At 33.0% G+C, this 20,538-nt stretch carries 23 protein-coding genes; 12 read left to right on the top strand and 11 right to left on the bottom strand.

Going from position 1 to position 20,538, the window contains the following annotated elements; translation table 11 throughout:
- Positions 1-219: 219 nt before the first annotated feature.
- From E7Z81_RS11620 to E7Z81_RS11610, 3 genes are all read right to left on the bottom strand, one after another.
- Entirely contained in the window at positions 220-2,367 is a 2,148-nt protein-coding gene (locus tag E7Z81_RS11620; protein ID WP_292748013.1) for a heavy metal translocating P-type ATPase, read from the bottom strand.
- 24 nt (positions 2,368-2,391) lie between these two features.
- Positions 2,392-2,658: a DUF6110 family protein gene (locus E7Z81_RS11615; protein WP_292748011.1), complete on the bottom strand. Its 267-nt coding sequence runs from the start codon at positions 2,656-2,658 to the stop codon at positions 2,392-2,394.
- Positions 2,659-2,995: 337 nt separating this feature from the next.
- Positions 2,996-3,274 carry a DUF362 domain-containing protein gene (locus tag E7Z81_RS11610; protein WP_292748009.1) on the bottom strand — a complete coding sequence of 93 codons (279 nt, stop codon included), beginning with the start codon at positions 3,272-3,274 and terminating at the stop codon, positions 2,996-2,998.
- 127 nt (positions 3,275-3,401) lie between these two features.
- On the opposite strand from E7Z81_RS11610, the gene E7Z81_RS11605 reads away from it, so the two are divergent.
- Positions 3,402-4,331 (top strand): CPBP family intramembrane glutamic endopeptidase, encoded by a 930-nt coding sequence (locus E7Z81_RS11605; protein WP_292748007.1) that lies wholly within the window; start codon positions 3,402-3,404, stop codon positions 4,329-4,331.
- Between the two features lie 15 nt (positions 4,332-4,346).
- Here the strand turns inward: E7Z81_RS11605 and E7Z81_RS11600 are convergent, their stop codons facing one another.
- A complete protein-coding gene (locus E7Z81_RS11600) occupies positions 4,347-4,697 on the bottom strand; it encodes a carboxymuconolactone decarboxylase family protein (RefSeq protein ID WP_292748005.1) in 351 nt (116 codons plus the stop codon).
- A gap of 493 nt (positions 4,698-5,190) precedes the next feature.
- Here E7Z81_RS11600 and rhuM point away from each other — a divergent pair, with 493 nt between their 5' ends.
- Positions 5,191-6,234: a RhuM family protein gene (gene rhuM, locus E7Z81_RS11595; RefSeq protein WP_012955174.1), complete on the top strand. Its 1,044-nt coding sequence runs from the start codon at positions 5,191-5,193 to the stop codon at positions 6,232-6,234.
- Between the two features lie 189 nt (positions 6,235-6,423).
- Here the strand turns inward: rhuM and E7Z81_RS11590 are convergent, their stop codons facing one another.
- Entirely contained in the window at positions 6,424-8,409 is a 1,986-nt protein-coding gene (locus E7Z81_RS11590) for an ABC transporter transmembrane domain-containing protein (RefSeq protein WP_083777622.1), read from the bottom strand.
- 594 nt (positions 8,410-9,003) lie between these two features.
- Positions 9,004-9,705: a winged helix-turn-helix domain-containing protein gene (locus E7Z81_RS11585; RefSeq protein WP_012955172.1), complete on the bottom strand. Its 702-nt coding sequence runs from the start codon at positions 9,703-9,705 to the stop codon at positions 9,004-9,006.
- A gap of 166 nt (positions 9,706-9,871) precedes the next feature.
- Here E7Z81_RS11585 and E7Z81_RS11580 point away from each other — a divergent pair, with 166 nt between their 5' ends.
- Both E7Z81_RS11580 and E7Z81_RS11575 read left to right on the top strand, forming a co-directional pair.
- Positions 9,872-10,417: a flavodoxin family protein gene (locus tag E7Z81_RS11580; RefSeq protein ID WP_012955171.1), complete on the top strand. Its 546-nt coding sequence runs from the start codon at positions 9,872-9,874 to the stop codon at positions 10,415-10,417.
- 26 nt (positions 10,418-10,443) lie between these two features.
- Positions 10,444-10,851 carry a flavodoxin family protein gene (locus E7Z81_RS11575; RefSeq protein ID WP_012955170.1) on the top strand — a complete coding sequence of 136 codons (408 nt, stop codon included), beginning with the start codon at positions 10,444-10,446 and terminating at the stop codon, positions 10,849-10,851.
- A gap of 170 nt (positions 10,852-11,021) precedes the next feature.
- Here the strand turns inward: E7Z81_RS11575 and E7Z81_RS11570 are convergent, their stop codons facing one another.
- Positions 11,022-11,177, bottom strand: coding sequence for a hypothetical protein (locus E7Z81_RS11570; protein WP_292748003.1), 156 nt, complete (start codon positions 11,175-11,177; stop codon positions 11,022-11,024).
- A gap of 181 nt (positions 11,178-11,358) precedes the next feature.
- Between E7Z81_RS11570 and E7Z81_RS11565 the strand changes: the two genes are divergently transcribed.
- The 8 genes from E7Z81_RS11565 to E7Z81_RS11530 all read left to right on the top strand — a co-directional run bounded on the left by E7Z81_RS11565 (position 11,359) and on the right by E7Z81_RS11530 (position 17,596).
- Positions 11,359-12,465, top strand: coding sequence for a site-specific integrase (locus tag E7Z81_RS11565; protein ID WP_292748001.1), 1,107 nt, complete (start codon positions 11,359-11,361; stop codon positions 12,463-12,465).
- Positions 12,466-13,139: 674 nt separating this feature from the next.
- The gene (locus E7Z81_RS11560; RefSeq protein WP_165814064.1) at positions 13,140-13,298 is read left to right on the top strand and encodes a hypothetical protein; all 159 of its coding nucleotides are present in this window, start codon (positions 13,140-13,142) and stop codon (positions 13,296-13,298) included.
- Between the two features lie 152 nt (positions 13,299-13,450).
- Positions 13,451-13,792, top strand: a complete 342-nt coding sequence (locus E7Z81_RS11555; RefSeq protein WP_292747998.1) for a hypothetical protein — start codon at positions 13,451-13,453, stop codon at positions 13,790-13,792.
- Positions 13,785-13,919: a hypothetical protein gene (locus tag E7Z81_RS11550; protein ID WP_292747996.1), complete on the top strand. Its 135-nt coding sequence runs from the start codon at positions 13,785-13,787 to the stop codon at positions 13,917-13,919. Before E7Z81_RS11555 ends, E7Z81_RS11550 begins: the two co-directional genes overlap by 8 nt.
- A gap of 11 nt (positions 13,920-13,930) precedes the next feature.
- A complete protein-coding gene (locus E7Z81_RS11545; protein ID WP_292747995.1) occupies positions 13,931-14,491 on the top strand; it encodes a hypothetical protein in 561 nt (186 codons plus the stop codon).
- A 33-nt stretch (positions 14,492-14,524) separates the two neighbouring features.
- Positions 14,525-15,025: a hypothetical protein gene (locus E7Z81_RS11540; protein ID WP_116592761.1), complete on the top strand. Its 501-nt coding sequence runs from the start codon at positions 14,525-14,527 to the stop codon at positions 15,023-15,025.
- Positions 15,026-15,050: 25 nt separating this feature from the next.
- Positions 15,051-17,027, top strand: a complete 1,977-nt coding sequence (locus E7Z81_RS11535) for a minichromosome maintenance protein MCM (protein WP_292747992.1) — start codon at positions 15,051-15,053, stop codon at positions 17,025-17,027.
- Positions 17,028-17,122: 95 nt separating this feature from the next.
- Complete coding sequence (locus E7Z81_RS11530) at positions 17,123-17,596, top strand: type II toxin-antitoxin system CcdA family antitoxin (protein WP_292747990.1); 474 nt, start codon at positions 17,123-17,125, stop codon at positions 17,594-17,596.
- 63 nt (positions 17,597-17,659) lie between these two features.
- On the opposite strand, the gene E7Z81_RS11525 is transcribed toward E7Z81_RS11530, so the two are convergent.
- The 4 genes from E7Z81_RS11525 to E7Z81_RS11510 form a co-directional block, all read right to left on the bottom strand.
- A complete protein-coding gene (locus E7Z81_RS11525; protein ID WP_292747988.1) occupies positions 17,660-17,914 on the bottom strand; it encodes a hypothetical protein in 255 nt (84 codons plus the stop codon).
- Between the two features lie 93 nt (positions 17,915-18,007).
- Positions 18,008-19,417, bottom strand: coding sequence for a phage terminase large subunit (locus E7Z81_RS11520; RefSeq protein WP_292747986.1), 1,410 nt, complete (start codon positions 19,415-19,417; stop codon positions 18,008-18,010).
- Positions 19,410-20,219 carry a hypothetical protein gene (locus E7Z81_RS11515; protein ID WP_292747984.1) on the bottom strand — a complete coding sequence of 270 codons (810 nt, stop codon included), beginning with the start codon at positions 20,217-20,219 and terminating at the stop codon, positions 19,410-19,412. Before E7Z81_RS11515 ends, E7Z81_RS11520 begins: the two co-directional genes overlap by 8 nt.
- A 13-nt stretch (positions 20,220-20,232) precedes the next feature.
- Positions 20,233-20,448: a hypothetical protein gene (locus E7Z81_RS11510; protein ID WP_292747981.1), complete on the bottom strand. Its 216-nt coding sequence runs from the start codon at positions 20,446-20,448 to the stop codon at positions 20,233-20,235.
- Positions 20,449-20,538: the final 90 nt, after the last annotated feature.

Raw genomic sequence — 20,538 nt, 5'->3', positions numbered from 1 at the left:
GGTAATTCTACTTTCGTGGGAAAGTACCAGCCCGTGAAGTAAGAATCCTCGACCTCTTACAGGTCGAGGTAGTTCAAAAGCATCATATGCAGCATAAATTTCAAAGATTAATACAAGGATGCCCAATATTCCTACTGTGAATATAGCAACCATTAATAAAATTATCCAAATAAGCAAAATAGCAAGTATTTTTAATAAATAACTAAAAAAAAAGAAAAATTATGAAGCATCAGCCACTTCTATAGCTTCTACTTCAATATCATTTGAAAAGTCTCTTTCGTTTAAAACAGATTTTGTACTCATTGCACCGAAAAGCATTGTGGATAAGTTATGTATCATTGAAGATGTTGACGGTGAAATTACACCCATTACGCCCAATACTAAAAGAGATCCGTTAACCGCAACAATATTTCGGTAGTTGGAGTTGATTTTATCCAGCATTCCGGTACTTAGTTTTCTTAAAGTTACAAGGTCATATAAATCATCTGACAGCAATGATATGTCTGCCACTTCACGGGCGATATCTGATGAATGTTTCATTGAAACTGATACATCTGCAGCCGCAAGTGCAGGTGAATCGTTAATGCCGTCCCCAACCATTATAACTGTTTTTCCGTCTGCTTTAAGTTCTTCAACAATTCTTGACTTGTCTTCAGGAAGTACCTGTGACCTGTATTCTGTGATTCCGAGTGCTTTAGCACCTGCCTTTGCACCGCTTTCACTGTCACCGGTAAGCATTATGACATTTTCAATACCTAATGATTTAAGCTCTTCAATGACATATTTTGCCTCTTCCCTTACAGGGTCATCAATGCAGATTAATCCTTCAAGTTTTCCGTCGATTGCAAGATATACTACAGAATGCTCTGCAACTTCTTTTTCAATCTTTTTCTCCTGACGTTTGGTGACTTTTATGTTTTCATCATCAAACAGGAAGTGTCTGGATCCGATTACTGCACGTTTGCCGTCATATTCAGTTACGATACCATGAGCTACAATGTATTCAACTTCACTGTGGTCTTCCTCATGTTTAAGACCTTCCTCTTCAGCCTGTTTTACAATAGCTGTAGCGATACTGTGCGCAAAGTGCTCTTCGATACATGCTGCCATTCTTAGAATGTCATTGCGTTTGTATTTGCTGGACATCGGAATGACCTCGACAACTTTTGGAGTTGCATTGGTCAATGTTCCGGTCTTGTCAAATACAATGGTATCTGCATTTGCATATGCTTCAAGGAATTTTCCTCCCTTAATCATCATTCTGTTGTCTGACGCTTCACGCATTGCAGAAATGATTGATAATGGAGTAGTCAGCTTGATTGCACATGAGAAATCAACCATAAGTACAGATAATGCTTTTGAAGCATTTCTTGTAATCAGATATGTAAGTGCAGTTGCAAGGAAACTGTAAGGAACAATTGAATCAGCAAGTTTTTCGGCCTTGCTTTGAGTGTCGGCCTTTAGCTCTTCTGAGTTTTCAATCAGATCAATAATTTTATTTAATCTGGTTTCCTTGTTCATTGAATAGACTTCAACAACAATATTTCCTTCTTCTATAACAGTTCCTGCATGAACTGTTTTTCCTTCTGATTTATGTACTGCCAATGGTTCTCCAGTCATGGAAGCTTCGTTAACCATTGCCTCGCCGTCGACTACTTTTCCATCCACAGGTATTACATCACCCATGTGGATTTTGATTTTATCTCCTTTCTTGATTTCCATTGCTGAAACCTGTTTTTCTTCACCATCGTCTCCGACTACCCAGACAGTATCAATATTTAAAGCCAAACTGTCTTTTAAAGTACTTTTAGCTTTTTGTACAGTGTAATCTTCTAAAGCGTCGGAGATGGACAATAAGAACATCATTGAGCTTGCAGGTTGATACTGACCTTGTAATAAAGCTCCAGTAACTGCGGCACCGTCAAGCAGAGCCACATCTACGCGGAAATCAGTCAAGCTGTCAAGACCTTCCCAGATATATTTTGATGCACGGATGATTGTCAGTGCATTTTTAATAGGCAGCGGCAGGAACCATCTTCCAAGCAATCTGCGACCGATCATCTTTGCCAATTTTAAATAGAAGTCATCAGTGATTTCCTTTGAAACCTGAGTTTGTGTAGGTTCGGCTTCAACAAGATCATCCATTGTGAAGCTATTTAAAATTTCAAAAATTTTCTGCTTGTTTTCCATACCTTCGTCGTAATAGATTGTTATACTGCCGTTTCTGTGGGAAGTAAACACATCGTGGATAAAATCATAATCTAAAAGTAATGAGGCAAGCCCGTAGCCTTCTTCTTTTGTGAAAGCCCATTGGCCGGCACGGACCCTTAAACGAGGCCCGTTATCATGCATTACTTGATATTTCATTTTGATAACCTTAAATAAATATATCTAATCTTTAGATTCAATGTAGATTTCTTTTTTGTCTTCATCGTGAGCATCGACAACCATGTCTTCAGCGTTGTCTTTCATGTCTTGGAAACATTCTTCTGCATCTTTTTTAGCAGACATTACTGTTGCCATTCCTTTTGTAGCTGCGTCTTTTACGGTTTTAGATTCGATTATTTTTTTACCGATTAAAGCGGTTGCGATTCCTGCTGCGAAAATTAATGCATGTTTATGCTCTACACATTTGTCAATTATTTCATTACGATTCATTTTTATACCATCCATCCAATTTAAAAAAAAATGAAGCAATATACTTCAATATTTATTCTTAAAATTTTTTTATTACTGGATACAAAAACTTCCGCTCAGCATGAAAGTGTTTTGAACCTGATCTCAAAACTTATGCAAACCTAAAAATTATATTTATTTTACATGAGCTATCTGACAATATCTATTAAATAAATCATCATATATAAATAATTCGGTTTAAAAATTGGTTTTAGGCAAATCAAAGAATTTTTATTAAGTTATACCAAAAAATAATTTATGTAAGCCAAAATAATTTTTAGTTTTTCCAAAAAATTTATGGAAAAAATTACCTATAAAGTCATAATCTCACTTGAGTTAACGAACGAGAAGGACATTTGACTATACACTCCAGACATTGTCTGCATCGCCTGTTGTTTAGTGCCCAGGTCTTGTTGTGCCTGCTGACTGTTATGGCATTAACAGGGCAAAGCATTTGGCATTTACCGCATAATGTGCATTTGTGAATATCGTTACCAATTCTCCATCGGGATTTGTAAGATGATGCCAACAATTCTGAAAAAACAAATTTACCAATTTCCAGGCCAATTGAATGGCCGCCACCATGTCTTGCTCTCATAATACACTCTCTAATTTTTAGGTATACCTAATTTTATTGCTGATATTATATAAATATTTTGGAATGCCTAAATTTTAAAGGAAAAAATAAATATTAAATTAAATTAAAAATAAGACAAGGTGAAAATTTGAATATCCACAAAAAGTTTTTTTCAAAAGTAGGATTCAACTATCTCATTCTTGCAGTTTCAGCAATAATAATACAGGTAATTGCAATAAACGCAATATCAATGCTAAACATTGACATAATCAACGATTACAATTATCTGACAATAATGTCTGCAGTTTGCAATTATATTCTGCCACTGCCGATAATACTATTCCTGATGAAAAAAATTGACACACGACATCTCGAAAGGCATGGCATAAGCGTTTTAACTTTCCTGAAATATTTTGCAATAACATTAACACTGATGTGGGCAGGAAATCTCATTGGATTAATACTGACAAGCCTGCTAGGCGGGCTAACACAAACAACAATAACAAATCCTGTTGAAAACCTGATAAATTCAACAGACGTGTGGCTGAATTTATTATTAATCAGCATCATAGGTCCTGTTTTTGAAGAATTTTTCTTTAGAAAACTCCTTGTTGACAGAACAATAAGATACGGCGCCAGGGTCAGCATAATATTATCTGCAGTGATATTCGGATTTTTCCATGGAAACCTGAATCAGTTCTTCTATGCATTTTTAATGGGAGGATTTCTAGCATACGTATATATAAAAACAGGAACTATTCTATATCCCATCTTATTGCACATTTGCGCTAATTTAATGGGATCAGTAGTAAGCCTATTTGTTGGAAAAAGTGCAATGGCAATAGCTGCAGGAAACGTAGCAATAGGCGATCTGGCTGTTGTATTAATCTATACCGCAGTTATATTATTGTGCATTTTGATAGGTTTGATTTCATTGACAAGTTATAAAAAATCCAAATTCAACGGTTTGAAAACAGAAATCAGCTTAACCCATCCTATAAAAACAATGCTTCTAAATTACGGGATGATTTTATTTATGGTGTTTTGTGTTTTAGAAATAGTTTATCAAATAATTTAAAAAAAAAGAAAAGAGTTAAGCCTTATCTTCTCTTTCCTCTTCAATAGCTTCAGTGACACTGTTTAGAATTTGAAGTGATTTGGAAAATGCAGGCATACCTGAAGTTAATAAGACAACTCTTAAAACATCCACGATTTCTTCTTTTGTAATGCCCAATACTTCAATAGCGCTTCTGATTTGTTTTTTGGTAGCTCTTGGATCTGCACGGGAAGCAGTAATACCAATAGCAATCAGTTTTTGAGTTTTATAATCCAAGACATTACCGTCCCATACAGTTTCATTAATGTTGGATACCAAATCAAATAAGTCAGGATGGCTGTCTTTTAACTCTCTTATACCTTTACCGTAATATACGTCTCCTTTCATATAATACCTCAATTATGTTAATTAATAATATTTTACTTTTTTAAATTATATATAATTAATAGCTACTTTTTCTTTTCATGAATATTAATTCAAAATATTTGTATAAAGTTGATTGAAAAATATGCATAAGTGGTAGAACTTTTTCGTGAGTTTCAATGAAACAATGTTCTCTAACCTTTTTTACAACATCATCATCTTTAACATCACCAATCAACAAAGGAGAATCAAGATTATGTAACTTTTGGTTCCTTTTGACCATCTTCATGTTGCTGTTGGCGTAACAATATAGAAATTATCTACTACTTTTAGTGAAATTTGTTCTACAACATACGAACAGATAAGGGCGAAAAGTAGCGGAATTATCTACTACTTTAGCAATAGATATTAAACAAATATTACTTATCAAATGCTCTAACAAAAATTGGATATAATAATCATTAACATATATAAAACCAATTATAAAAATTTTTAAATTAAACCAAGGAGGAAGTGTATGCCCGAATTCAAACTTATTGAAAAGTTACTATACAAAAGCGAACAGAACGATATAGAAGCTGAGTTTATAATTGGAAACGAAACATTATGGTCAAGTCAAAAAGTCATAGCAGAAATATTTGGAACAACATCAGCCAATATTTCAATGCATTTCTCAAATATAATCCAAGAAGGAGAGCTAGATGAAAAAGAAGTAAGCATATCTTCTAAAGACCTTTTTAAAGACAATCCCAATTTTATTAAGAAATCCTTAAAAAAATCAAATAATCGAGGTAGGCCCCAAAAATGGTATAATCTTGACGCAATCATATCAATAGGATACAGAATAAACAGTAAAGAAGCAACACAGTTCCGCCGTTGGGCCAATAAAATATTAAAGGAATATATGATAAAAGGATTTGTCATCGATAAAGAACTTCTGAAAAAAGGTGGAAGATTTACAGAAGACTATTTCGATGAATTATTAGAAACCATACGAGAAATAAGGGCTTCAGAGAGAAGATTCAATCAAAAAATCACAGACATTTATGCAACAAGCTTTGATTATAACAAAGATGCAGACATAACAAAAGAATTCTTTGCCACAGTACAAAACAAACTGATATTTGCAATAAGCAACCATACTGCAGCAGAACTCATAGAAACACGAAGCGATATTGAAAATCCTCATATGGGCTTGACAACCTGGAAAAAAGCACCAAATGGAAAAATACTACAAAGTGACGTGGTCATATCCAAAAATTATTTGAATCAAAATGAATTATCAAGATTAAATAGTTTAGTAGAAGGTTTTTTGAATTTAGCCGAATCACGCGCAGAGGATAGAATCCCAATGGGTATGAAAGATTGGAAAGAACTGCTGGATGACTACCTTAAACTTCGAAGGCTGCCAATTCTTGTTGGCAAAGGTAAGATATCTGCTGAAGAAGCACGAGAACATGTGCTTGAAAAATATGAAAAATTCAGAGTAGTGCAAGATGAAAACTTCATTTCTGACTTTGATCAAATGATTTTAGATATTAAACGTCTAGAAGGAAAATAATATAATTTAGTTTAAAATAATTTTTGTTGTAAATCAATATAACTGAGTTCATTGACTTCTTTTACAACAACACCAATCATCAATGGCAAATCGGATTATGAAACCTCAAAGAATTATTCAAAAAAAGCATCAATTCAAATTGCAAGAATAATTGAGCTTACATCAGACATCAAGATGATTGAAATTCAATTATTTATCGTTTTTATAGTCAATGATTGCAAATATCCTTTTGATGCTTGAAAATGAAGTTTCAATAGTGGCCATCGAGGAACTTAGCTTTTTAATAGGATCTGTTAATAATTGCCCATACATAATAACTGCCAATAGAGTCCCTATCTGAATCTCATTACCTGCTAAAAAGTAAATCCCCGCAATATAAACAGTTATCTTACTTATATTTGTTAAAAGGGTTGTAACAGGCACCATAAAATTAGTAACGTTTTTGGATTTGACATAATAGTCAATTACAGTTTGATTCATTTTTTTAAACCCTTTTTCATGGAATGAATCACGATTTGACAGGCCTCTTTCAAAATAGCTCATCAATCTCCCCAACTGCATTTGATGACCATCGTAATAGTTTTTAGATTTGACATCACATACATAAAAGCAAACGGCATAAACCGGCAATATCACAAGGTATATTAAGCTCAACCTGAAGTCTGTCATCACAATCAACACTATTACAAAGACTATAAATAGAATCTGCGCATAAATTTCAGTAAATTTAGATGAAACAAACTCCCTGATGTTCATCACATCGTTGTTTAGTCTGGATAGAACAAGACCCTTTGAATTTTCCTGAATGAAATCGGAACCAACAGCATCAAGCTTATCAAATAATTTCACTCTTAAATCATATGCTACTTTTTCACCTGTGGCCCCCATGATTCTCTTTGGAGGTAATTTAAACAGATATCCTACTGAATACAATACCAGCAACAGGGCAAGACTAATGTAGATAGCAGGGTCATTAGTTGAATTCCAATTGGAAGCCAATAAATCAACTGTTTTTCCGGCAACTTTTGGGGCATAAACCATGCACAATGTGGATATCGTAAGTAAAATCATTGATATTCTTACTTTGGCCTTATCCTCTTTTAACAATGCAGTGAATTTTTCAGAGATACCCTTTCTTTCATCCCATATGCCCTTAGCCTCTTGAGCAATATCCTCCTCAACAATCTCTATTTCCTTCAGATTATCATTTGTATTGGATTTTATGATTTTATCTTCAATATTCAAGACTTCCTCCAAACGCACAGAAGTGGCATATGCACGTGGCCATCTGTCAATTAATGCAGGAATATTAGCTAGAGTAGTGATGAAGTAGGCAACATATACCAGAATAATGAATGAATCAATTACACTATCAGTTTCAAATCCAATGGTGTATCCTGAATTAACCATTGCCAATGTAACCAGGACAATAACATATAAACCCCACATTAATATTGGTCCGAGGTAACATTGACTTTTAATATAGATGACATTTTTATCATAGGAGTTCTCACATGCCTTTTCAAATTCGACTTCATACTCCTGTTTGTTAAATGGAATCCTGCCAGCTATATCATTGATTTTGGATAAGAATAATAAATTTAGTTTACCATATGTCTTTTTAGCTCTGAAAAATATTTCCACAATCTGTTTCATTCTAAAAATTATGATTGCAGAAAGAACACCAATAAATCCTAAGAAAAATAATGCATAAGTTCCATCAATCAATGCTATTTCATATACAATTGCTACGAATGTAACTGGAATAAGCATTAACTGTTCGAGTATCATCACTATAAATCCCTGTTCGGAGGACATACCTCTGGTTGACCTTGTAACTAGCCCTGAAATTTTAAATTTATCAATTTCCTCACGAGGCAAGTTCATCAGAATATGGAATATTTTCTCACGGACAGTATATGCTGATTTTGAAGCCACTCTTGTTGTGAGAAAAGAGATGACATAAACGGCAATCATTGAAATGACGGTATACATTAACATATATAATCCTGATTTGAAAAGCAAATCAACGTTCTGTTCTTTGACTCCAGTCAAAGCCGCACCGAACAAATCAATTATTTCCATTTGAACGAATGTCTGAATGATTATTAATGCGAAAATAAACACTATTGTTTTCCATTGGAATTTTAATGCAACACTCAAAAACTTTTTCATGATAATAATTTAGTTTTAAAATTATAAATATTACATTATATGCAAAACATATCTTTTAATATATTCCACATACCACCAATTAAGTAATTATACTATTCATATTTAAGTAATTATACTAATTTTATTTAAGCAATTACTAATTTATTTTAAGAAATATATCAAAAAAAATAAATAAAAAATTTAATCATATTTTTATAGATATTATTAATTATAAACTATTTAAAATTATTTATTTTAATAATAAACGATTAAAATAAAATAAAACAATATTTAAGAATGATAACAATATTATAATTTCAAAACAATAATTTTATTGGCGAAATCAAATCAATGTTTGTTGGCTGTCAATATAGCTGGGTCATTTACCTCTTTTACAACTCCCTCTCTTTAATCTCAGCAAGTATCAACGGAGAATTAGGATTGTGTCACTTCTGGTTCCTTTTGACCAGTTCCATATTGGCGTGGGCATAATAATAACCAAATTCTCCGATACGTATAGTGAAATTTGTTCGTGAACAGTGAAAACAATATTGCTTGGCAAATTCTTTCTCAATGACACATTATAACCCGTATAAATGTGGCCAATTATTGTAATTACATTAATTTTTGAAATTGATTTATTAAGGACAAAGTTGTATAACCTTTTTTTGTGAGCAGGTATTCGCCACGGTCTTGTTTTTGTGAGATTAAACCTGCATCCTGTAGTTTTTCAAGGTGGAACAGTAGGTTTCCTCCCCTTAATTTAGTTAAATGTGAAAGTTGAGTATATGATTTGTTTTCTACATATAACGATTCTATTATGATAACCCTTTGCTTGCTCGATAACGGTTCAAATACATCGGAAATTAACATATCCACATCCAACTTTTCAATCGGTTCATTTTCATTAAGTTCATATGACACATTAATGGAATTGATCATCTTCAACTCTTCAAAGAAGTATTCCTTAAAGTTATTGTAGCATGGACTACATTCTACGCCACATACAGAATAAAATTTTTCATCCAGCTGTTCATTAAGTTTGTTGAGGTCTGTTTCTTGAGTATTTAAAAAAAGTTCTTTGAACTCTTGGACTATAAATTGTTTGCACTCTTCATTTTTGCAATTTGGGAGATAAAATTCACTACACTTCTCCCCCAGATTGTCTGCAAAATTTTTCTTGATTGAATTAGAGTAGGTGTCCCTAATGCTTTCAATGGCAGTTTGAAGGTTTTGATTGTAATTATTTTCTTTTATTGTAATCAATTCATTTTCTATTCTGTCCAGTCTTTTGATTATTTCATCACTTTCACTCATGTAATAGTCTTTGTAGGAGTGAATTTAAAAATGTTTCTATAGTGTTGTTAAAGGTTACCATTATGCACCTGCTACATTTATATAACGATTAACTATATTAATACGACCTCATATATCATAATATATAATAACTTTAAAGTTATTTCAACAAAGGAGAGTATTAATTATGGCAAAATATATCGTTATAAATGGAAGTACAAGAAAAGGAAACTCATATGCAATTGCAAATTTCATCAAAGAAAAAATTGATGGAGACGTTGAAATATTCAATATAAAAGATAAAGAAATCGGATTTTGTCAAGCTGATAATGCTTGTAAGGCAAAAGACGAATGCATAGTTCAAGATGATGCATATGATTTAATCAATGATCTGGAAGAATGTGACGGTGCATTTATTATCACCCCTATTTTCTTTGGAAGGCTTCCTGGAATGGTCGATGCTTTAATTGACAGATTCTATTCCAAATTCAATCCTGCAAAAGAGATGAAAGCACCAGACGAATCAAAAAAAATAGGTATAGTATTCAGCTATGGTGGAGGAGAAGCAGATTACACACCTGTAGCTGAACATGTCGCATTTGAATTTGGAGTATTAAGATTTGGTGCTCACAAAAATGTTATGTGTAGTGAAAACAATGATCCTAAAGGATTTGAAAGTAAAGACGACCAACAAAGCCAAATTAATGAGTTAATTAGTTGGGTTTGTGAGTAGTAATACAATTCAAGGAAGGTTTTAAAATGAAAATTGCAATAAGATATTATTCAAAAACTGGAAATACTGAAAAACTTGCAGAAGCAATAGGTGAAGCTATCGGTGTTGCTCCAAAAACAATAGATGAACCTTTAAACGAAGATGTTGACATATTGTTCTTGGGAAATAGTGTATATAATGCTGGAGCAGATTCAAAAGTCAAGGAATTCCTCAAAAATATTGATGTGAATGTTGGAAGTATTGTTAATGTCTCATCCGCAGCTCTTATCGAATCAACCTATAAGCAAATAAAAAAAGAAGCTGAAAAATGTGGATTAAACATGGATGATAGAGAATTCCATTGCAGAGGACAATTTAAATTCGTTCATAGAGGTCATCCAAACGAAGAAGATATAAACGAAGCCGTAAACTTTGCTAAAAGTATTGTCAGATAGTTTTCTCTTCTTCTTTTTTCTTTAAACACAATCTTGTACATTAAACTTCCTCGCCTTCCATAATGTGGGCCAGTTCAATAGTATTGAATGCAGGTAAAGCAGAGATTGTCTCTATTGAAAATGTAATTTTCTCTTAATATAAACATACCCCAATATTGCAAAACTAAAAATCAAAGCAACCTAGTTTGTGAATCAATATAGCTGGGTTCATTAACCTCTTTTACAACATCACCATCTTTAACTTCCCCAATCAGCAAGGGCGAATCTGGATTATGCAACTTTTGGTTCCTTTTGACCAGCTTCATGTTGGAGTTGGCGTAACACACTTCAAATTATCTACTACTTTTAGTGAAATTTGTTCGATATAATACGAACAAAAAAAATTAAAAAGTAAATGAATTATCTACTACTTTTTAGTTAAATTTGTTTTGTAGTTTACGAACAAATATTACTTGTCAAATGCTCTCACTATAATCCTATAATATTAAAAAAATAGAAAGTGATATTATGGACAACGAGTTAATTGAAGAAATACATATTATGAAAAACCACAGCGAGGGAACAGAGCGAATCTACAAACACGCTGTGAAAAAGTATACTGAATTTTGTGGAATGAGTTTGAAAGAACTCCTAGACGAAGCAGAAGCAGAAGAGGATGCCGGTATAAAATGGAAACGCAGAAAATTAAAAAGAAGACTGTTAACCTTCAGGCAATACCTTCTTGACAATTTTTCATTGAATACTGTAAAAGCAATGTTCACACCTATACTTGTAATCTACAGGTATTATGAAATTGAACTTTTCGAATTACCTCAAATAAATAAAAAAGCTGCAAACACATCTGCACCCATACAATTTGAGGACCTGCCAGATAAGGAAATCATCAGAAAGGCCGTGGATGTGGCTACACCAACAATTAAACCTATCATATTATTTATGGCATCCAGCGGTTGTGCCAGAATGGAAACACTAAACCTGACAATCGGAGATTATATTGAGGCATTAAGTGAATACACAAACGAAACCAATATCTTTGATATAATTGCGGATTTGGGTAACTGTGAAGGTGTAGTTCCAACATTTCACATCAAAAGACAAAAAACAGGAAAACATTATACCACATTCTGCAGTCCTGAAGCAACTCTTGCAATAAACAATTACCTGCTGTGGAGAATAGACTCTTTACTTGATCGCCGTCGACTTTTTAAGGTAGATCCCAATTATTTTACACATGGCTTTTCACTTGTAAATGAAAGATTAAACTTAGGTAAAGTTGGCAACTACAACCGTTTCCGCAGCCACATGCTTAGAAAGTTTCATGCAAGCGCATTGTACAATGACGGCATGCCAATGGAAAAGGTAAATGAATTGCAGGGAAAGGCTAAAAACCAAACTGATACCGCTTACTTTATGGCCAATCCTGATGACCTGAAAGAAGAATATATCAAGCATTTGCCTGCACTTACCATGAGCAAAGAGATTGAAAAGATTACCGTTAAATCTCCAGAGTTTATTAAGATGGAAAAGGAAAATGCAGAGTATAAAAAACGAATGGACGGTATTGATGAAGAAATCAGACAGCTTAAAAAGGAAGTCTTAATGAATATCAAATAAAAATTATTAAGTTGAAAATGTAAATTATACATTTCAACATTTTTTCTTATTTTTTTCTAAACACCAATTTTCAAAACACCGATGATTATTTTTTTAGGGTGTACAATTTAATATAAAATAACTCTTTCTACTGAATATTATTCATTAAAATAAGAATAGTAATGTTTATATATTCATTTTGACAAACTATGATTAGCCATTACTAACTGAAAGCAATTTTACGAAGTGAGAACAATTTTTCACACTCGTACAACTTTTTTTTAGTACGGCCTGAAAATCAATATCTGGAGGTAAAATATCAAAAAAAGCAATGAGAAAAAAAGATCATGATAAAGGATTATACAAAAATAATTTTTCGTGGACAACGAGTTATATTATTTTTTAATATAATCCTAATGGGTCAGTAAGAAAAATAAAAATAATTAGACACGTCGCCAAACGATGTTAAAAATTAATACTTTTCAAAACTTAACCCAATATTTAGTTTATTTTAAGGAATATATAAATATTTATACATTTTAAATTAAAAGACTTATTTTACTCTAAATATCCGGTAAATAATTGAAAACTATTTTTAACAACCTACTATTTTTATTTCAAAGACTTCTGACCCACATTGAGTTTTAGATTGTTGAATATACACCCACAAGGGAAAAAACAGGAGACAAAACATAATGTGTGAAGTAATTAAACCCAAGCCCAATGAAATAATAATTTTCAATAATTTCAGGGCACTTGAAGAATGTATTGCTGAAATTCAGGAAAACGAAAACATTCAAAGTGAAAGGGAATTTTTCAAGTCATACAGGATCAAGATAATGAAACTTGATTAACGCCAGACGGATGAACAACATTAAAACATTAACAGGAGTCTTAATTATGATAGAAATGAAAGACATTGACGGAGAACCTCACGTAATAGTTCCAAAAAACATATGGGACAGAATGTGGGATTTATTTGATAAAATTGAATCAGGTGAATAGTATGAATAGCTATTCCCCATTTTCAAAACATTGCATTAACGGAGATGATCAAATGACAACCACCGTTAATCAATTCCAAAATAATTACCATGGCATTTTAACTCACAATGGAGAGATTAAAGTTGCCAAATGTGATGTAGAACAAACAATCCTCCATATTGATGACAATGGAACTGTATTGGTTAAGGGTAGAGAAAAAGCATATGTTACCCAAATTCATGCAAAGCTATTGTCATTAATGCACTATGCGGCTGAAGGTGATATTGGATTTGTAAAATTCAGAAGAGGCGAAGCATATATTGTTGGATTTAGGAAAAATAACGGAGCTAACAAAAATGTCTAAGCCAGTTAGATTATATCCTAAACCTGAACCGATGAACCTCAATCCACGATTAATATTAATTGGCAGCATATTATTTGCTTTAGTGATAGGTTGGATTGGAATTATAACAAGTACTGTAGGATTATAAAAGGTGATAAAATGGTTAAAGCCGAAATTATAGAAAGTCCAGAAGTTTCTAAAGAAACTGAATTAATAGCTACCGATAATGTTCCAAATGTTGATGTAGCTATTGAACAATGGGACGCTTATCAAAAACTCTGTAAAGGATTATTAAATGAAACAGATTATCAGGAAATTATTGTAAAAGAAAAAGATGAGAACGGAAACTACGTTAAAGTGAAAAGACACTTTAAGAAAAAATCAGCATGGCAAAAGCTATCACGTGCATTCAATGTTGACACTCACATTGTTGATCGTGACATTGAAAGGACCAAAATGGGAAGAGTACGTGAAGCTTACTATTGCATTAGAGCAACATTACCTAATGGCCGTAGTGTTGAATCAGATGCATTGTGTTCCCGCAGTGAAAAAGGAAAAGACAAAGTGAGCGATCACACTATAATGTCTACTGCAAAGACACGTGCAACCAACCGTGCAATAGCTGAACTGATAGGTGCTGGAGAAGTTAGTGCTGAAGAAATGACAGCTGAAAAAACAATCCAAAGCCAATCAAAATTTTTAAAAGAGGATGCAAACTAAATCCTCTTTAATATTTCTAAATGAGATGATAAAATGAGTTTTAACGATAAACAGACAATATTCACAGATACACAATTAGATTATGAAGAAATTGTAGAAATTCCAGACGGATATGAAAAAGCAGAATTAAAAGACTTTGAAGATGGTAAACTCCTAACCGGCAGGCCAGAAATGTCTTCTGTAACTTCATACACATTCGATGATGACGGCGAAGAAAAAACCGTTAACAGATTCAAATTATACATCTTCCAGGATGATGACCAATTGTATATTGAAATCAATGTTAACCTCAAAAACGATGGTGACATCCACAAAAACATTCGTAAAGGTAGTGTATTATTTGATTTCATTACCAGCATTCTCGAATTGGAAAATGCAGGTTCTGTTGGTAAATCCAATATCATCAGAAATGTTAACCTTGCTGAATACCGTGAGTTTGTAAATAGATTAGGTGAGATGACTATTCAGGTTAAGGAAAAAACCGGAAGCTATGTCTATTACAGTTTCATTGTACGTGATGTCCAAGTGAAATAGCTATATTTAATGGAGTTAACTCACAATGGCAAGCGGTAAAGCACTGTTGAAAAAATACATTAAAGATAATCATTTCGAAGAGATTGAAAAGCTCAAATCTCAAAATAAACAGTGTAAAGTCAGTATTGATTATGAAAGCCTAAATCAATTCCTAATTGAGCAGTCTGGAAAAGATTTCTGGAAACATCAGATTTATGAATTTATAGATCAGATGGAAGAAATTTTCAATACTGGCAATGTTGCCTTGAAATTCATGAATGTGCCTGAAAGAGATAATCTCCATGATTTAGATGCCACAAGCAATAACAAATGGATAAGCACCAGAGCCATGATAAAAAACATAACTGATGTGAGAGTTGATTTGAAACAAGCATGTTACATATGCCGAGAATGCGGAACAATAAACCTGGTTAACATTAACGACCCCAATCAGGCAGAAGTGATTCCAAAATTCTGTAAAAACAATCAATGTGCAGGAACCAGCAAATCCATGTTTTTTGATAAAGACAGTAGCATTTACAGGAATTACAGATTACTGAAACTGGAGGAACCTTTAGAGTTAAGGGGTGGTGGCAGCACAAGAGAATTCAAAGCTATTGTACTGGATTATCTTGCCTCCCCATTTCATAACCTAAAAGTAGGTGATGTTGTTAATGTAACTGGTATTTTCAAAATCGAACCCCGTAAAGTCAAAGGCAGAAGTGATGGACATGAATTTATTATCCATATTCACAACATCACTCCCGTTGATGATGTTTTTGAAGATTCACGAATATCTGAAGAAGATGTAAAAGAAATAATTAATCTATCTAAGCAGGATGATATTTTTGAATTGTTATGGCATAGTTTAGCTCCTGAAGTTTACGGTTATGATATGATAAAGAAAGGTTTGATTCTTCAATTATTTGAAGGCAACAGACCATTAAATGATAGCTTCAAATCCAGCATGATGGACAGGTGGACAATTCATGTGCTATTGATTGGAGATCCAGGAATAGGTAAATCCCAATTAATACAATCAATGAAACAGAGAGCACCTAAAAACATTACCATATCCAGAACAAATACATCACAGGCAGGATTGACAGTATCGACCGTTAAAGATGAATTGACAGGAACATGGACAATGGAAGCGGGAGCAACAGTACTTGCAGATACCGGCGTATTGTGTATTGATGAATATGATAAGCTTTCACCGTCAGCACAGAAGAGTTTGAACGAACCTATGGAACAGTCAAGTGTTAGCTCAGCAAAAGCAGGACTCGTTCAAGTCATGTCAGCTAGAACATCAATACTTGCAGGTGCAAATCCCAAGTACAGTAAGTTTGACCCTTACAAATTATATCGAGATCAACTGGACATACCTGAATCAAACCTATCCCGTTTTGATTTGATATTTGTCTTAACAGATGAAGTTGATAAAGAAAAGGATTCCAAACTTGCTGATGCATTGCTTAATAAGGATTTCATTCTTGATGAATCTGAAATTCTGGATATTGATTTGTTTAAGAAATATATCACATGGATGAAGGCAAATTGCTTTCCCGTTTTAAGTAAAGATGCAAAAATATTGCTTAGGGAATTTTATGTTAATACAAGAAAAACTGCTTTGGAAACTAGTGACGGAAAACCAATCACACCAAGGGATTTGAAAGCTTTGGAGAGATTAACAATAGCTAGAGCAAAATGTGAATACAGACAAGAAGCTACAATAACAGATGCTATTGAAGCTATTGATATCTATAAAGAAGCATTAAGCGGTTTAGGATTAACATTAGCAACAGCCGGTGCATTGCATGGAATTCATTCACAAGATGAATTAAGTGTTATATCTGATATGGAGAATATGATTAAAAGCAATATAGCTATTGAAGGTACTCCATTATCTGCTGAATCATTGAGGCATTTGGAAATGGAGTGTGGCATGTTATGTCATGAGAAAGGTATTAATCGTGAGGGTATTTTTGACATTGCATATTCGAATGTGAAAAAATCTCTATAAGGTAACTTTTGAAATCATGGTCATATGGTCATAATGCCCATATGGTCATAATATTTCAAGACCCCTGACACCTTTTTGAGAATTGAGTATTACCAATGGAAGCTGAGAGTATGAGTAAGAAAAGTTTAAAGATTAGTATTGAAGAAGAAGTTTTAGAAAAAGCAAAAAAACATATACCTAATCTATCTGGTTTTGTTGAAGAATGTCTAAAGCATTACTTCGGTTATGCAGATGGAATATTTCCAATAGGAAACGTTAATGAAATCACAGATAAGATTGGTAGATTGCAAGTAGAATTGTTTTTAATTAATCAAAACTACGATGCTGAAGAAAGTAGGAAAAATGCAGAAAATGAAGAAAGAGATAAAGCCTGGAGATTCCTATGGAATGATTTTAAACCAAGTTTAATTCCTGATGAAACTCTATTGGAAAAAGCTATTGAAGTATTAGGAATCAATGGCGAAGAACTAGAAGATATTCTTGACTGGGTTTACATAACTGACATTAACGTTAACACTAACTCCTGGCAAGAAGTATTAAAAGCATATACTGAAAATAAAGACGAATAATAAATCTAAAGTGTTATGTGGAATACTACTTTTCCACATTAACTCTTTGTTCTACTTTTATAGCTAATTTGACCATTTACGGCTTAAGTCAGTGTCATTAAATACAGTTTTTTCTTGACATTCTTTTAACTCACTTATGTTATCTCTAAAGAATTTTAAGCAGAAATCTTTTTTTGCATTGAAATTATCACAGTTTAAATGAATATTTTCCTGACAGTTATCGCAACCAATGTCAGTACCTTGTTTGTTTTTACATGATAATTCATCGTTATCATCAATATAACGGTATTCACAGTCGTTAAATATTATATTATTCATAAAATTAAATCCTCCATTTTTTTAATTTTAATTATATTACAATCTGTTAATAAGAGAATAAATAAATTATTATCAAATTATAATTTATTTTTTTCATGTCGAATACCATTTATCAACATTAACTCTTTTAGTTTGATTTTCTGTAGCTATTTTTTCATAACCTCCTGTAAACGCCACAACACAGTCATCATGAATAGCTTCATTTGGATATGCAGTTATTTTCTCTAAAAATTCCATGGCCCATTTTTTCGTGAACCCTGTTCTATCCTTTCCAACCAGGTAAATTCCATTCAATTGAATATCTGCTGAAACTCTTCTTGCACGGTCTACTTTATTCTCTCTTGAGTTACCAGTACCTGTAGTGAATCCTCTTCTTGTTAACTCATCAATTATTAATAATCCGAAGTTTTTGCCTGTGCTCCCATCGAGTTCAATATACTGTACATCTGACTTGTCACGTGCTGCAGTGTTAATAATTTCATTGATCAAGTTTCGTGACTCAAGCTGAAATTCATATGAATCCAAAATGTAAATGTTGCCGTTTAGATCTTTAGCCAGTAGAACTCCTGCAGTAAAATCTGGATCACTACCTTTAAGTTTATCATCGTTTAATACTTCGGTTGCAGCAAGATCCCAGTATCTGATAACTCTAACGATTGGTATTTTCATGTATTCATCATGAGAGATTATGTGGAAGTCTGATTCATCAAATAGCTGACCTTTAACTGAAGCATACCAGTTACCGTTCATTAACTGTTCCCTTGTAACTCTGTCAAGTCCCATAAGGTATTCTTCATAGTCTTTTCTGTCCAAATAGATATTATCCAAATAGCTTGAGCTAATGAATCTTATTTGGTCTTTATCTTGGATGTCAGTATCTATTTTTTCTATGAATCTTTCACGTACCCATTTGTTTCCACGCTTACCAGGATTACTTGAGCACATTAACTGTGTTGGAAGTTTATTGTCTTTTGTTTTCCTTACCCTTGAGCGCATATAGATATATTTGAATCTTTCAAGTTGTGTTAATTCATCAATGCCAATGAACTGGTATTCTGAACCCTGATAAGTATCTAAGTCATTGATGTTTCTTAAATATCCAAAAGTTAGTGAATTGCCATTTGGAAATGTCCATGAATGTTCTGTTCCATCCCACTTTGGTTTGATGCTTGGATTATTTTGAATTTCCTTTCGATTTAACCATTGGCTAGCTTTATGAATTAATGCTCCTTTACGTTTTAGGTCAGATAAAGTACGTCTCAAGATTAACGCATGATACTCATTTACATCATCCTGAACATAGAACAGTGCCCTCATTAACAGACTTGTTGATTTACTTCCTCCAGCTGCTCCACCAATCAAGACTTCCTTTTCTGAAGCTAATATCATTTCGGCTTGTTTTGGAAATGGATTGAATGGTATATAGGGGTTTTCATATACACATTTCTGAAGAATGGCTTTATCTTTAGCGTCTAAATAGAATTTGCCGTTTTCATCATACATTATTATCATCTATTTGTTTTGCAAGAACTTCTATCTCATTCATAATGTCTTTTTGTGAAAGTTCTATTTTTTTATCTTCTAATTCAAGAACTCTGTTTTTGAATAGTCTGTCCATTTCATCTTTGAATAGTTTGTTTTTAGCTTCAAATGCTCTTACTGATAATTCTAAATATCTGACTTTTAATTCGGCTATGTCAAGTAAATATCTGGGTAGACTTTTTTCATTTGCTATGTGTCTTATTTCCTGATCTATTTTTGCAAAGTCTATTTCAATGTCTACAGCATTTTTAGTTATCTTGTCAAGATTGTCAAGGCCTGTTTTAATGTCTGTGACCTGTTGCTGGAGTATTGTATCAATAGCTATGTCTATATTGTCTTGATGAACATTATTGTCTGTTATTTGCTTTTGACTAATGGCTCTGTTTGTTAATGCTTCTTTATCTCTGGCTCTTGGGTCTTTTTCTTTATCTGTTAAATGATATTTCTTTTTGAATCTTGAAAATGATGCTCTGCTTACTTCAAATTCGTGTTCTTCTGCTAGCCATCTTCTGACACTTTCATCTGTTGCTCCAGATGTTTTCATAGCTATTATTTCATCCAATAATGTTTCAAGAAAATCATTTTTAGTCAGATTCAGATTAGCTTTGAATTTTCTATAGGTAATGTCTGCAACATCCTTATCATATTTTGTTTTTAATAGTTCTCTGACTTCGTTGTTGCTCATTCCTTTCCTGCAGCAGTTTATTATTTCTTGTTCATGCCGTTCTAAAAAATAAATGATATCTGAATTTCCTCGACCCATAGTGATGGTACTCCTATAAATCTTTTAATTCTCTTTCAAGTTCTTGTTTTCTTGCTTCAATTAAATGGTATTCGGTTTGTTTTATGATTCTTTCAAAATTTGGATTGGTGTTTATTAATGCAATTGTCTCTTCAGCATTTCCCATAGCTATTAATTTTGCTCCAAGTTCATATGCGTCCTTGTGGGTGAAAGCTGAATCTTCAACAATTTTTTTGAGTGTTATTTCCACTCTTGCACTAATATTGTCGGATAAGAGTGAGGAATTACTTCCCCAAACTCTCCTAAGAACCGTACGTGAGACTTACACCTCATACGGCTC

It is taken from the genome of Methanobrevibacter sp. (assembly GCF_015062935.1).
Lineage (GTDB): Archaea > Methanobacteriota > Methanobacteria > Methanobacteriales > Methanobacteriaceae > Methanocatella.
Note: the sequence above shows the minus strand (reverse complement) of the source record. Positions and strands in the feature narration are given on the sequence as shown.

What these genes read in the sequence shown, in the direction of transcription:
- E7Z81_RS11620 (WP_292748013.1), bottom strand. Translation starts at nt 2,367, where the DNA reads ATGAAATATCAAGTAATGCATGATAACGGGCCTCGTTTAAGGGTCCGT.
- E7Z81_RS11615 (WP_292748011.1), bottom strand. Translation starts at nt 2,658, where the DNA reads ATGAATCGTAATGAAATAATTGACAAATGTGTAGAGCATAAACATGCA.
- E7Z81_RS11610 (WP_292748009.1), bottom strand. Translation starts at nt 3,274, where the DNA reads ATGAGAGCAAGACATGGTGGCGGCCATTCAATTGGCCTGGAAATTGGT.
- E7Z81_RS11600 (WP_292748005.1), bottom strand. Translation starts at nt 4,697, where the DNA reads ATGAAAGGAGACGTATATTACGGTAAAGGTATAAGAGAGTTAAAAGAC.
- rhuM (WP_012955174.1), top strand. Translation starts at nt 5,191, where the DNA reads ATGCCCGAATTCAAACTTATTGAAAAGTTACTATACAAAAGCGAACAG.
- E7Z81_RS11590 (WP_083777622.1), bottom strand. Translation starts at nt 8,409, where the DNA reads ATGAAAAAGTTTTTGAGTGTTGCATTAAAATTCCAATGGAAAACAATA.
- E7Z81_RS11585 (WP_012955172.1), bottom strand. Translation starts at nt 9,705, where the DNA reads ATGAGTGAAAGTGATGAAATAATCAAAAGACTGGACAGAATAGAAAAT.
- E7Z81_RS11580 (WP_012955171.1), top strand. Translation starts at nt 9,872, where the DNA reads ATGGCAAAATATATCGTTATAAATGGAAGTACAAGAAAAGGAAACTCA.
- E7Z81_RS11575 (WP_012955170.1), top strand. Translation starts at nt 10,444, where the DNA reads ATGAAAATTGCAATAAGATATTATTCAAAAACTGGAAATACTGAAAAA.
- E7Z81_RS11565 (WP_292748001.1), top strand. Translation starts at nt 11,359, where the DNA reads ATGGACAACGAGTTAATTGAAGAAATACATATTATGAAAAACCACAGC.
- E7Z81_RS11560 (WP_165814064.1), top strand. Translation starts at nt 13,140, where the DNA reads ATGTGTGAAGTAATTAAACCCAAGCCCAATGAAATAATAATTTTCAAT.
- E7Z81_RS11555 (WP_292747998.1), top strand. Translation starts at nt 13,451, where the DNA reads ATGAATAGCTATTCCCCATTTTCAAAACATTGCATTAACGGAGATGAT.
- E7Z81_RS11550 (WP_292747996.1), top strand. Translation starts at nt 13,785, where the DNA reads ATGTCTAAGCCAGTTAGATTATATCCTAAACCTGAACCGATGAACCTC.
- E7Z81_RS11545 (WP_292747995.1), top strand. Translation starts at nt 13,931, where the DNA reads ATGGTTAAAGCCGAAATTATAGAAAGTCCAGAAGTTTCTAAAGAAACT.
- E7Z81_RS11540 (WP_116592761.1), top strand. Translation starts at nt 14,525, where the DNA reads ATGAGTTTTAACGATAAACAGACAATATTCACAGATACACAATTAGAT.
- E7Z81_RS11535 (WP_292747992.1), top strand. Translation starts at nt 15,051, where the DNA reads ATGGCAAGCGGTAAAGCACTGTTGAAAAAATACATTAAAGATAATCAT.
- E7Z81_RS11530 (WP_292747990.1), top strand. Translation starts at nt 17,123, where the DNA reads ATGGAAGCTGAGAGTATGAGTAAGAAAAGTTTAAAGATTAGTATTGAA.
- E7Z81_RS11525 (WP_292747988.1), bottom strand. Translation starts at nt 17,914, where the DNA reads ATGAATAATATAATATTTAACGACTGTGAATACCGTTATATTGATGAT.
- E7Z81_RS11520 (WP_292747986.1), bottom strand. Translation starts at nt 19,417, where the DNA reads ATGTATGATGAAAACGGCAAATTCTATTTAGACGCTAAAGATAAAGCC.
- E7Z81_RS11515 (WP_292747984.1), bottom strand. Translation starts at nt 20,219, where the DNA reads ATGGGTCGAGGAAATTCAGATATCATTTATTTTTTAGAACGGCATGAA.